The sequence below is a fragment of the Chryseobacterium sp. W4I1 genome (assembly GCF_030816115.1).
Lineage (GTDB): Bacteria > Bacteroidota > Bacteroidia > Flavobacteriales > Weeksellaceae > Chryseobacterium.
Map to the genome: position 1 here is coordinate 4,445,779 of NZ_JAUSXQ010000001.1, position 12,926 is coordinate 4,458,704.

Annotated in this window: 12 protein-coding genes and 1 pseudogene; 9 read left to right on the forward strand and 4 right to left on the reverse strand. The window is 35.9% G+C overall.

Annotation, left to right across the window (positions count from 1 at the left end; translation table 11 throughout):
* Positions 1-38 precede the first annotated feature (38 nt).
* Positions 39-254: pseudogene (locus tag QF044_RS20750) on the reverse strand (ABC-F family ATPase); the annotation flags it as partial.
* Between the two features lie 333 nt (positions 255-587).
* Here QF044_RS20750 and QF044_RS20755 point away from each other — a divergent pair.
* On the forward strand, positions 588-2,351 hold the full coding sequence (locus QF044_RS20755) for a T9SS type A sorting domain-containing protein (RefSeq protein ID WP_307271527.1): 1,764 nt from the start codon (positions 588-590) through the stop codon (positions 2,349-2,351).
* Between the two features lie 88 nt (positions 2,352-2,439).
* Here QF044_RS20755 and QF044_RS20760 read toward each other — a convergent pair whose 3' ends face one another.
* Complete coding sequence (locus tag QF044_RS20760; protein ID WP_307271530.1) at positions 2,440-4,062, reverse strand: ABC-F family ATP-binding cassette domain-containing protein; 1,623 nt, start codon at positions 4,060-4,062, stop codon at positions 2,440-2,442.
* Between the two features lie 192 nt (positions 4,063-4,254).
* On the opposite strand from QF044_RS20760, the gene smpB reads away from it, so the two are divergent.
* From smpB to QF044_RS20785, 5 genes are all read left to right on the forward strand, one after another.
* Positions 4,255-4,713, forward strand: a complete 459-nt coding sequence (gene smpB, locus QF044_RS20765) for an SsrA-binding protein SmpB (protein ID WP_034702920.1) — start codon at positions 4,255-4,257, stop codon at positions 4,711-4,713.
* Between the two features lie 77 nt (positions 4,714-4,790).
* Entirely contained in the window at positions 4,791-6,275 is a 1,485-nt protein-coding gene (locus tag QF044_RS20770) for an OmpA family protein (protein WP_307271534.1), read from the forward strand.
* Between the two features lie 94 nt (positions 6,276-6,369).
* Complete coding sequence (locus QF044_RS20775) at positions 6,370-7,110, forward strand: YebC/PmpR family DNA-binding transcriptional regulator (RefSeq protein ID WP_307271537.1); 741 nt, start codon at positions 6,370-6,372, stop codon at positions 7,108-7,110.
* A gap of 55 nt (positions 7,111-7,165) precedes the next feature.
* A complete protein-coding gene (locus QF044_RS20780) occupies positions 7,166-7,990 on the forward strand; it encodes a UDP-2,3-diacylglucosamine diphosphatase (RefSeq protein ID WP_307271540.1) in 825 nt (274 codons plus the stop codon).
* The gene (locus QF044_RS20785) at positions 7,991-8,962 is read left to right on the forward strand and encodes a glycosyltransferase family protein (RefSeq protein WP_307271542.1); all 972 of its coding nucleotides are present in this window, start codon (positions 7,991-7,993) and stop codon (positions 8,960-8,962) included.
* On the opposite strand, the gene QF044_RS20790 is transcribed toward QF044_RS20785, so the two are convergent.
* Complete coding sequence (locus QF044_RS20790; RefSeq protein ID WP_307271545.1) at positions 8,951-9,241, reverse strand: GNAT family N-acetyltransferase; 291 nt, start codon at positions 9,239-9,241, stop codon at positions 8,951-8,953. The genes QF044_RS20785 and QF044_RS20790 overlap by 12 nt on opposite strands.
* 183 nt (positions 9,242-9,424) lie before the next feature.
* Positions 9,425-10,174: an RDD family protein gene (locus QF044_RS20795; protein ID WP_307271548.1), complete on the reverse strand. Its 750-nt coding sequence runs from the start codon at positions 10,172-10,174 to the stop codon at positions 9,425-9,427.
* Between the two features lie 27 nt (positions 10,175-10,201).
* On the opposite strand from QF044_RS20795, the gene QF044_RS20800 reads away from it, so the two are divergent.
* Genes QF044_RS20800 through QF044_RS20810 form a run of 3 tightly spaced genes read left to right on the forward strand, consistent with a single transcriptional unit; the run spans position 10,202 to position 12,921 of the window.
* Positions 10,202-11,185, forward strand: coding sequence for a stage II sporulation protein M (locus QF044_RS20800; protein ID WP_307271551.1), 984 nt, complete (start codon positions 10,202-10,204; stop codon positions 11,183-11,185).
* A complete protein-coding gene (locus QF044_RS20805) occupies positions 11,169-12,131 on the forward strand; it encodes a DUF4013 domain-containing protein (RefSeq protein ID WP_307271552.1) in 963 nt (320 codons plus the stop codon). The genes QF044_RS20800 and QF044_RS20805 overlap by 17 nt, the downstream gene beginning before the upstream one ends.
* Positions 12,124-12,921, forward strand: a complete 798-nt coding sequence (locus QF044_RS20810; protein WP_307271554.1) for a DUF4129 domain-containing protein — start codon at positions 12,124-12,126, stop codon at positions 12,919-12,921. The genes QF044_RS20805 and QF044_RS20810 overlap by 8 nt, the downstream gene beginning before the upstream one ends.
* The last annotated feature ends 5 nt before the right edge of the window (positions 12,922-12,926 follow it).

Genomic DNA, 12,926 nt, shown 5'->3' on the forward strand with positions numbered 1-12,926 from the left:
TATTTTGTTATGGTGAATTTTAATGTCGGCTCAAAAAATTAAGCATACATTTTTTCTCTAAGTTCTTTCACTTTTTTATCAGCAAGATATTCATCATAAGTCATTTCTCTGTCGATGATTCCTGTAGGAGTAAGCTCAATGATTCTGTTACAGACAGTCTGAAGCATTTCGTGGTCATGAGATGCCAATAAAAGATTTCCCTTGAAGTTAGACAATGAGTTGTTCAAAGTCGTGATACTTTCAAGATCTAAGTGTTGATTGCTATTCTTTAGTCTTGAAAACTTATAAACTTTGCAAATTTGCGGCAAAATAAAAAATAGAGTAAGATGTACTGTATAAGGTTCTGTTATTCAATTAAATAAAATTAATAACAATGTGTAGCATAGCTAATTTTATTCTAATATTTTAAATTATAAATTCATAATATCTTACTAAAATTAATTTTTATATAATAAATTATAATGCATATGTTTGCTTTATTTATGTTAATATTGGTTAATATTTTAGTGATAATTAAAAATTTATATATTTGTATTAACTAAATAATACTAAACATGAATAAAAAAAATACTGTAAGTCTCTTCTGTATGATAATAACTTTATCATTCTGCAGGATTAACGCCCAAAACTACGCACCATTAACTGTAACAAGTGGGTATAATGCTGATCTCATTGCCGAGAAAACAGGACCCGCCTCTTTGTCTACCACAGCAAGTGTAGATAAAACTCCTGATGAATATGTATTTGTGTCAGAGGATTTTGTAAGTCCATCAGGTATTTCTCCTATTGTGGGATTGCCAACGTCAGGAGTGGTTGATGAAATCTATACTCCGGGTCTTTTCTATCAGCTGGCTCCTTATAATGGAAATAATGCGTTGAAATTAAGTAATGTGGGAGATTCGGGAGTTATTAGTTTTAGTACAACTCCCCGCGCAAAAAAATTATTCCTGTTGGTGGTAACAGGGGCCAATGAGCCTTTTTCACCTGCAGAAAAAGGAATGGCTTATGCTGATGTCATTGTTAATTTTACAGACGGAACCAGCCAGGCATTTATTAGCAATTTTGTTGATGACTGGTGGGGAGGGGCGTGGAAGCTGGTTGCAAAAGCACAATCAAAAGTAAGCAGGGTCTCGGATCTTATTAAAAATAACCCGGAATTACCTAGATTTTTTCACTTAGATCTGTCTTTAAGTCCGGAAAATCAGGTAAAGAACATTTTAAATATTTCAGTGACGAAATCGCCAAGTCCTCCGGGAAGCATCGAGGGGAATTTATGCGTTTTTGGTGTTTCTCATGAAGTTTCCAATGGTTGTGTAGCACCGCCTGCTATCACGGCTGGAAACGTAACGACCAACTCTGCCACAGTTTCTTGGAGTGCTGTTGCGGGCGCTTCTTCATATGAGCTTTACGTAAGTAACTCTTATATTGCCCCTACTCCGTCTGATCCTCCTACAGATCCTGGTATAACGGGGACTTCAAAAGATTTGATCAATTTATCTCCAGGAATTCCTTATTATGTATGGGTTAGAACAAGCTGTTCTCCAGGGATTGTGAGCGAATGGAGCCAGGTCAGTACCAGTTTTTCGACACCATGTCTCGCAGCAAACGTGCCTTATACTGAAGATTTTGAAAACTACATCTTCCCTTTCCTTCCGCAATGTATATCACAGCAGAAAATAAATTTACAGGGAAATGATTGGAGTGCTGGTAGTGGCTATCTAGGATTTGGAGGTCTCAATACTAATGTGGCTAGTCTCCAGGCAGGATTTTATTTCAATGCTAACACATGGTTGTATACTTCAGGTATCAGCCTGGAAGCAGGCAAAAACTATACTTTTACTTTTGATTATGTTAATTCCGGATCTCCTCAAAGTTTTAAGGTAGCTTATGGTACTTCGCCTGTAAATACAGCGATGACAAATCTTATCCAGGATTATCCTAATATAAATCTGAGCGCTTATGCATCGGCATCCTTTACGATTACCCCCGCTACAACCGGTGTCTATTATTTTGGGTTTAATGTTTATACCCCGGGTACCCCAACAGGTCCTTTGGGGCTTATGGTTCTGGATAATATAGAACTGACCACCGCAACTTTATCTACTTTAGATCATCAGCTATCTGGAAATAATATCAAATTTTATCCAAATCCGACCAGTGATTATCTGTATGTAAAAAATAACAATAAAACAGCAGAAATGAAGGTTTTGGATATATCTGGTAAGTTGGTTTTGTCTTTCAAAAAACCGGAAGAAAAAATAGACGTTTCCAAATTGGCAAAAGGAACTTATATTTTGTCCGTTAGCAATTCCGATGGAACTTCGTCAGCATTCAAGTTTATAAAGAAATAAACAATAATACCTCTAATAAAAAAGAGGCTGTCTCACTTTTGAGACAGCCTCTTTTTGCTATGGTGAATTTTAATGTCGGCTCAAAAAATTAAGCATACATTTTTTCTCTAAGTTCTTTTACTTTTTTATCACCAAGGTATTCATCATAAGTCATTTCTCTGTCGATGATTCCTGTAGGAGTAAGCTCGATGATTCTGTTACAGACAGTCTGAAGCATTTCGTGGTCATGAGATGCCAATAAAAGATTTCCCTTGAAGTTAGACAATGAGTTGTTCAAAGTCGTGATACTTTCAAGATCTAAGTGATTGGTAGGTTCGTCCAATAATAAAACGTTTGCTTTCTGAAGCATCATTCTACTGAACATACATCTCATTTTTTCACCTCCGGAAAGCACTTTACAAGATTTTAGAGCCTCATCACCTGAGAAAAGCATTCTTCCCAAAAATCCTCTTACGAATTCCTCATGACGCTCTTCGTCATTTTTAGTAAATTGTCTTAACCAGTCTACCAGGCTTAGATCTTCCTGGAAGAAATTGGTATTGTCTAAAGGCATGTGAGACTGATTGGTAGTTACACCCCAAGCTACTGCTCCTTTGTCAGGCTGAACATTTCCAGCTAAAATTTCGAAAAATTCTGTGATCGCTAAAGAGTTCTTAGAAAGTACAGCAACCTTGTCTCCTTTTTTAAGGTTTAGATCGATGTTTGAGAATAATAATTCTCCGTCTTTTGTTTTTTCAAGACCTTTTACATCTAAAATCTGATCTCCTGCCTCTCTTTCCATTTCGAAAATAATGGCCGGATATCTTCTTGAAGATGGCTTAATATCATCAATATTAAGTTTATCGATCATTTTCTTTCTAGCAGTCGCCTGTTTAGCTTTTGCAACGTTAGAGCTAAACCTTGCGATAAAGTCCTGAAGTTCTTTCTTCTTTTCCTCAGCTTTCTTATTAGCCTGAGCTCTTTGTCTCGTCGCTAGCTGAGAAGCCTGATACCAGAATGTATAGTTACCTGTGTAAAGGTTAAGTTTGGCGTAATCTAAATCTCCGATGTGCGTACAAACCGTATCAAGGAAGTGACGGTCGTGAGAAACCACGATCACCGTGTTTTCATAGTCTGCAAGGAAATCTTCTAACCATGAAATTGTATCAATATCAAGGTCATTCGTAGGTTCATCCAGAATCAATACATCAGGATTTCCGAAAAGTGCCTGAGCCAAAAGAACTTTTACTTTGTCCTTGTTCTCAAGTTCACTCATCATCTGCCAGTGCATATCATCTTTAATTCTTACATTAGAAAGCATACTCTGAGCATCGGATTCTGAGTTCCATCCCCCCATTTCTTCATAAATAACTCCTAATTCTCCCGCTTTTATACCATCTTCATCAGAGAAATCTTCTTTCGCATAAAGCGCATCCATTTCCTCCTTTATCTCAAATAATCTCTTATTTCCTCTCAATACAGTTTCAAGAACAGTATATTGGTCGTAGGCAAAGTGATCCTGTTCCAAAACTGACATTCTTTTTCCTGGTTCCAAAGATACATGTCCTGTAGTTGGATCCTGCTTTCCCGTTAGTATTTTAAGGAATGTAGATTTCCCCGCACCGTTTGCTCCGATAATCCCGTAGCAGTTTCCTTTGGTAAACATAATATTTACCTCGTCAAAAAGAACTCTTTTCCCGAATTGTAAAGATAAGTTAGATACTGTTAACATATAGTTTTGTAAATTTGGCGCAAAATTACGAAAAGAATTTGGGTATTTCGTAATAATGTAAAAGTCAAGTTTTTAAATATGAGGTATTTTTTCTATATTTCATTAATGAAAATAAAATATTAAGGAGTCCCTGAATAGTAAATTTAATGAAGAATTAAATTCCTTAATTAAATAATCACACGAATTTTTAAAATGAAAATCGAAAAAACAGTTAGTATATTAAACAGAAGAGCTCGTTTTGAGTATGAAATCCTTGAAGAATTTGAAGCGGGGATGGTTTTAACGGGTACAGAAATAAAATCTTTACGTTCGTCCAAAGCATCCATTACAGAATCCTTCTGTCAGTTTATTGATGGGGAATTATACATTATAAATATGATGATTGATGAGTATAAATTGGGCACTTTTTATAATCACAAGACAAAAAGGGAACGGAAATTGCTGTTGCACAAAAAAGAATTGCAAAAACTTGAAAAAAAGTTAAAGGATGCAGGTAATACTATTATACCTCTAAAATTATATATCACCGATAAGGGTAAGGCGAAAGTCCTGATTTCCCTTGCCAGAGGGAAAAAACTCTTTGATAAAAGGGAAGCGATAAAAGATAGAGAAAATAAACGTAACCTGGACAGAATATTAAAGAAAAGTTAAAAATCATTCAAAAAACTTTGTTTATAAAGAAAAATTATATTTATTTTGCATTATCAATTATTTAATCATTTAATTCTATGAAAAATCTAAAATTAGGAATTTCAGCATTGGCGCTTACTGTTGCCTCTACTGTCTTTGCGCAGACTACCAATAATCCGTGGTTAATCGGAGTTGGTGCTCACGCGGAAAACCACAAGGCAGTGCAGTCAAAGTTCAGTAACACGTTCTCTGCTAATAATTTAACGAAGACGATGTTCAATATGAACAACTTCTCTATTACACCTCCATTATCTAAATTAACAGTTGCTAGAAACATCGGTAAAGGTTTAGTTATCGACTGGCAGACTTCTGTAGGTAATGTAGACAATAAGAGATTTAACATGGGGAAAGAATTTTTCCTTATGACTGGTCTTGGTTTCCAGGCTAAAGCAGCTGGTCTTTTATGGGATGAAGAATCTTGGTTCGATCCGTATTTAAGAGTTGGTGCTAACTACCTGAGACATGATTACACTTCCCTTACTTTCCCTAGATATGACTACAAAGGAGAGTTAATTTCTAACGGTGATGGTGGTAACGAAAACGGTAAAGCGAATCACTTTACAGTTTCTACAGGTGCTGGTGCTAACTTCTGGGTAACTAAGAACTTTGGTCTTGGTGTTCAGGGTGATTATGTATCAACTCCAGGTGACAAATCTACAGTTGCTAATTTCTGGCAAGCTTCTGCATCTATTCTATTTAGATTCGGAAACAGAGACAGAGATAAGGATGGTATCCTAGATAAAGATGACCTTTGTCCAGATACTCCAGGTTTACCAGAATTCCAGGGATGTCCTGATACAGACGGTGACGGAGTTCCAGATAAAGACGATCAATGTCCAGAAGTAGCTGGTCCAGTTGAAAACAACGGTTGTCCTTGGCCAGATACAGATGGTGATGGTGTTATCGATAAAGATGATGCTTGTCCTACAGTTGCAGGTCCTGCAGAAAACAACGGTTGTCCTTGGCCAGATACAGACGGTGACGGAATCTTAGATAAAGATGACGCTTGTCCTACAGTTCCAGGTCTTCCAGAATACAACGGATGTCCTAAGCCTAAGAAACAAACGGCTATTGAAACAACAGATGCTCTTAAAGGAATTTTCTTTGATTTCAATAAAGCGACTATCAGACCAGAATCTAGTGCTAAACTAGACAATGCTGCTAAAATCATCAAAACTGATGGTGGTAACTACCTAGTTGAAGGTCAAACTGATGCTAAAGGTGCTGCAGAATACAACTTGAAACTTTCTAGACAAAGAGCTGCTTCAGTAGTAAGTGCTTTAGAAGCTAGAGGAGTTGATGTAAGTGCACTTAAATCAATCGGTGTTGGTGAAACTAAAGCTACAGTTTCTGAAAAAGCTTCTGATGCTGAAAGACAAGCTGATAGAAAAGTAGTTGTAACTGCTGTTGAAGATGCTAACGAGTGGAACGCAATCAAGAAAAAAGATTACGAAGATGCTCCAGTGAAAAAAGCTACTAAAAAAGCTCCGGCTAAGAAAAAAGTAGTTAAAAAGAAAAAATAATTAATTTTTCTAAATAATAAATACCTCCAATTTTTTGGGGGTATTTTTTTTTTGTTGACTTTTAATTAATTTTGTTGAAAATTTAAAAATAAAAATGGGAAGAGCATTTGAATATAGAAAAGCTTCTAAAATGGCCAGATGGGATAAAATGGCCAAAACTTTCTCTAAAATTGGAAAAGATATTGCACTGGCAGTAAAAGCAGGAGGAACAGATCCTGAAGCCAACCCGGCTTTAAGAAGATGCATCCAGAATGCAAAAGGGGCCAATATGCCTAAAGATAACGTAGAAAGAGCCATCAAAAAAGCAGGTGGTGCTGATGCTGAGAACTATGAAGAAATTACCTACGAAGGATATGGACAGGGTGGTGTAGCATTTTTCGTAGAATGTACAACCAACAACCCAACAAGAACTGTAGCGAATGTAAGAGCGATCTTCAATAAATTTGATGGAAATTTGGGTAAGAATGGAGAACTTGCATTTATCTTCGATAGAAAAGGAATTTTCACGCTTGATTTGTCTCAAATCAAAATGGATTGGGATGATTTTGAAATGGAAATGATTGATGGAGGTGCGGAAGATGTGGAAAAAGATGAAGATGAGGTAATGATCACCACTGCTTTTGAAGACTTTGGATCATTATCACACAAATTGGATGAGTTGAAAATTGAAGCAAAAAGTGCAGAACTTCAAAGAATTCCTAATAACATAAAGGAAGTAAATGAAGATCAGTTCAAAGCGAATATGAAGATGCTTGAGCGTTTTGAAGATGACGACGACGTTCAGAACGTTTACCACAACATGGAAATTTCTGAAGAGCTAATGAACTCACTATAAAATAATATAGCATTCATATACAGTTAACTTTCAATTAGTTTCTTTGTATAAAACTATGAAAAGAAACGTTGAATTAGTTGTGATATCGGATGTTCATTTGGGAACTTATGGATGTAAGGCTAAAGAGCTGTTGAGATACCTTAATTCTATCCAGCCTAAAACACTGGTTTTGAATGGTGATATTATTGATATCTGGCAGTTCAAAAAGTCTTACTTCCCTAAACCTCATTTGAAAGTCATCAAGAAGATCCTTTCATTGGCGACTAAAAATACAGAAGTGTATTATATTACAGGAAATCATGATGAGATGTTCCGTAAGTTTACAGACTTTGAACTGGGAAAACTAAAAGTCTGCAATAAGATTTGTCTGAATATAGACCAAAAGAAAACGTGGATATTTCATGGAGATGTTTTTGATGCATCCGTTCAGCATTCAAAGTGGATCGCTAAGTTAGGGGGAAAAGGATATGATCTTCTCATTGTAATCAATAATGTTGTCAATTGGTTTCTGGAGAAAATGGGCAGAGAAAAATACTCATTTTCGAAAAAAATAAAAAATAATGTAAAAAAAGCGGTAAAGTATATAGGTGACTTTGAACTTACTGCTTCTGAACTAGCTATAGACAATCATTATGACTACGTGGTATGCGGGCATATTCATCAGCCTCAGATCCGTGAAGTGATCAATAAAAAAGGATCGTGCACCTATCTGAATTCCGGGGACTGGATTGAAAACCTGACCGCACTGGAATACCATGATAAGGAATGGAAAATATTTTATTACGACGATCACAAAGATTCACTTAAAGATGATGAGGCAGAAGAGATCACGGATATGGACAACTCTGAACTTCTGAAAATAGTAACTAATTTCTCTTAAATGAAAGTTCTGTATGCATTTCAAGGAACCGGGAACGGACACGTTGCCAGAGCACAGGAAATTATTCCTATTCTCAAAAAATATGCTTCCGTCGACACACTGATCAGCGGTCATCAGTCACAATTAAAGGCTGATTTTGACCTCAACTTCCAATACAGAGGTATTTCCCTGCTTTATAACAAAACAGGCGGTTTATCCTACCGTAAAACCTTTACTGAAAATAAATTCCTTGAAGCTACAAAAACAATCAGAGAATTGGAGCTTTCCCAATATGACCTGATCATTAATGATTATGAGCCTCTGACCGGATGGGCTGCCAAACTGAAAAAATTACCACTGATTGAGCTAAGTCATCAGGCTTCCATGAGTTTTGCAGAAACACCAAAACCGGAAAAGAAAGACTTTCTTGGGGAACTGATCTTAAAATACTACGTTCCCAGCGAAAGAAAGATTGGTTTTCATTTTGAAAATTATCATCCCCAAATTAAGAAGCCGGTCATCAGGCATAAGATCAGAAATCTTAATCCGGATAAAAGAGGGTATTATTTGGTTTATCTTCCAAGTTTTGCAGACGAAAATATCATCAAAGTTTTAAAACAGATTCCTGTACAATGGAAAGTATTCTCAAAATACAGTAAAGTACAGGTTAAAGTAAAAAATGTAGAAATTTTCCCTATCGATGAAACACAATATCTGAAATGCTTTGAAAGCTGTGACGGACTGCTGTGCAATGCCGGCTTCGAATCTCCTGCAGAAGCACTCTTCATGGATAAGAAACTCTTTGTAATCCCTATCCATAATCAATATGAGCAGGAATGCAATGCCAGCGCCCTACATCTTATGGGAATCCCGAATTCTAAAGTTTTAAAAGTTCAGGAAATCATGGATTGGGTTGCTTCAGATCATCATCTGAAAGTAGATTATCCGGATGATATTGAAGAGATCCTGGTGAAGGATGTTTTAATTCTTTAGAAATACATCATCCACATCACTCATTCTCGTCATTACAGCTCTTGCATAGGAACAGTGAGGATATACCTTCCATTTATTTTCTCTTGCAAACTTTATAGCTTCTTCCACGAGATATTTCCCCATTCCTCTTCCCTCAAATTCCGGATGAACCAGAACGAAAGAGATAATAAATTTATTTTCTTCAGGAAAAATAGTATAAGTTAATCTTCCTACTTCTTTTATATCATTATTGAGCGTAAGAACGCCTCCGTTTCCTGATTTATTATTTTCAAATTTCATAATTCAAAGCTTTATTATTAAAGATACAAAAATTGCACCGACGGATAAAATGTCAATAGTGAACAGCGAAGGCAATTTTTAGATTGGTGAATTTGAAGATATTTCTATTATGATAATCAAACGGCCATCTATTTGCGAAGCAAATTGACCATTCACCATAGCCATGCATCAATCATAGCTTCATCAGCTATCTTTCCCAGTATAGTAATTATAATCTTTGATTACGACATTAATAAACTGTCTTTCTGTCATCTTAGCCGGATCTATTTCCAGTTTTAAAATACCTTTTATCTTTTCCGAAAGCCTGCTGATGATCTGGCGGTCGTCTACTTTCAGCGCTTTTGTATAATTGTCTTTGATGATCCTCATATCATTGTCACTTAGGGCAATCACCTGAGGAAAGGATGGAACATAATCTTCATGGATGTTTTCCAGGATTGTATGGGAAATATTGATATTATTCTTTAAAGAAATGACTGCGGTACCGGAAGCAATATCGCCCAGACGCTGGTTGTTTTTGGAGACAATCATAGAGATAAGACCTATGACTCCGGCTGCTGAAGTATCAATCAGTCTGAACATCCAGCGGATCAGATAATCTCCGAAACTTGCCTGATAGCCATCGATTTTTACCACCCGGATCTTCATAATTTTTTTACCCGGAGTCTGGCCCTCCATAAGACTTTCCAGAACCAGAGGATAGATGTAAACCGGAAAAGTCAGGACAATGTAAACTGCCATGATAGACCATTGATCCAGCCCATTCAATAAATACCCAAGATCAAAAATGTTGAAGAAAAGATATAATACAATAACGACATAAGCGACCTTTATTAAAAGATCAATAATGAAGGCAAGCATTCTTTCACCTACACTTGAAATATTAAAATTAATATTTACATTTTGTGAGGTATTTATCGCAATTTGAGACATATTTTTTATTATTTTAGCCTTACAATTATGAGAGAAGTTTATTTCATTAAACAAAATAAAGAAAAATGGTTGGGAATTGAACAGGTTATTCAAGGGAAAATAAAAAAAAATCCTGATGACCTGTCTTCGCTGTATATCAACCTGATCAATGATCTTTCATTTGCACAGACCTATTATCCTAAAAGTAATACTACAGTATACCTGAACCATTTGTCGTCACAGATATTTCAGAAGATCTATAAGACCAAAAGGGTAGAAGAGAACAGGCTGATGTATTTTTTCAGAACAGAGGTCCCGTTATTGGTCTACCAGTACAGGAGATATCTTATGTATGCTTTTTTGTTTTTCATTCTCTTTACTTCAATTGGAGTTCTTTCCGGGGCTTATGACAAAGGCTTTGCAAATATTATTCTGGGAGAAGATTATGTAAACGAAACCATAGAAAACATTAAAAAAGGAAATGCTGTAGGTGTTTACCAGAGTGGTTCTACGTGGGGAAGCACTATAGGAATTATTTTCAATAATATCGGAGTCGGGGCAAAGCTGTATATTTATGGAATCCTGGGAGGAGTCGGAACTTTATATGCCCTGCTTTCCAACAGTGTCATGCTGGGGTCCTTTCAATACTTTTTCTATGATTACGGAGCTTTAAAAGACAGTGCAAGAGGAATCTGGCTTCACGGAGTTTTTGAGATCTTTGCCATGGTTGTGGAAGCAATGTGTGGTTTGATCCTCGGAGCAAGCATTCTGTTTCCTAGAACATTTTCGAGATTCAATTCCTTTAAAACAGGATTTAAAGATTCCTTTAAAATTTTCCTGAGCACGATTCCGTTTACCATCTGTGCCGGAATTATTGAAGGTTATGTAACCAGACATGCTTTGAAAATGCCGTTGGTTGTCAATCTTGCTATTATATTCAGTTCACTTGCCATTATAGGATATTACTATTTTGTTTATCCTTCGGTAGTTCATAAAAAAATTAATAATCAAAGCAATGATGCAGTTTTATAAGAAAAGAGAATTTGGAAACTTTATCAGCGACAGCTTTAATTTTTTCAAACTGTACGGGAAGAATTATTTCAAAAATTATCTGCTGATCAACGGTCTGCTGCTAATTTTAACAGTTGCTATTGTGATCTTTGGATTCAGGGAGATCTTCGGACAGCTATTAGGATCCAATCTCAGCGGAGAAAATTATTACTTTGAAAGATATTTTTCAGAAAACTCGGGAATGCTTATCGTGACAGGGATCCTGGTATTTGTACTTTTTATTATTCTTGCGATTGTCAATTATCTCTATCCTGTTTTTTATATGAAAAGAATAGCCCAGGGAGCTGAAAAAATTAAAACGGACGAGATCTTAGGAGATTTCAAAAGAAACGGAGGAAGGATATTCAAAATGTGTATTGGAATGCTGTTTATTGTATTCCCTATAACGATGATCATTGTAGGATTTTCATATGTTTTGCTACTTATCATTATCGGTTTCTTCCTTATCCTGCTTGTTTATCCGACAGCTTTTAATGTAACGGCATTTTTGATGTATGATTATTTTAATACTGAACGAGGATTTTTAGAAAGTCTGAGTTATTCCATACGGGCACAGTTTTCCTATCCAAACGGAAATGAGAAATCTCCGTACTGGAAATATTGGGGAGGATCACTGATTATGTTCATTATTATGTATATGATCACATCGGTATTTACCTTTATTCCATTGATGTTTTTCTACGGATCACTTCTTACAGGTACTCCGGACGGCAATTTTGAAGAAAATCCATTTACAGGGGCAGTAGGGATTATTTTCTTTGTATTTTATGGAATTTCAATGCTTGTTTCACTCTTACTTTCCAATCTGATGTACATCAATGCAGGATTAATGTATTACGACAGCAGAACAGACCTTCACCAGAAAGTTGAACTTGCAGAAATAGAAACTATTGGTATTAATGAATAGATTCCTTTTTTTTCTACTGTTTCTTTTCTCCATAGGTTCCGTTTGTGCACAAAATGACAACGGACCCACAACAGTGGAAGATTATATTGGAGATTCTCTGGTAACCGGGCATTACAGGAATATGCTCAGGGCTGATTCTGTGCTCATTCGAAAACCTGTTTCAGAAAACACAGTCTATCCTAAAAAGTTTAAAGAAAATCTGCAATCCAGATATAAAGGCAACGAATTCAATTACACTATTACCAAGCCGAGAGAATCTTTTTTGCAGAAACTGATGCGGAAGATCGATAAGATCCTGCAAAGTATTTTTGGTGAAACGGTTTTTACAAACTCTGCAAAAATCACTACGATCCTTATCCGTTTGTTTGCTATTATTCTCGTAGGATTTCTTCTTTATTTTATTATTAAATTTCTAGTTGGGAAAGATGGGAATCTCTTTTTTGGAAAGAAAAATAAGAAAGTAGACATCAATGCGGAAGAGCTTCATGAAAATATTCACGAAATCAATTTCCCTGAAAGCATTGCGAAATTTGAAAGGGAAGGAGATTACCGGTCAGCAGTTCGTTATCAGTTCTTATTTATCCTGAAAAAACTGAGCGATAAAAAACAGATCAACTGGAATCCTGAAAAAACAAATAAAGATTATGCCTTAGAACTGAAAGACAGACATCTGAAAAATGAATTCACTGGTCTTTCCTATATCTTCGACTATGTTTGGTATGGAGAATTCAACATTAATGAACAGAGCTATCTTAAATTTAAAAACCAATACCAGGCATTTAAATCTTAATTAAA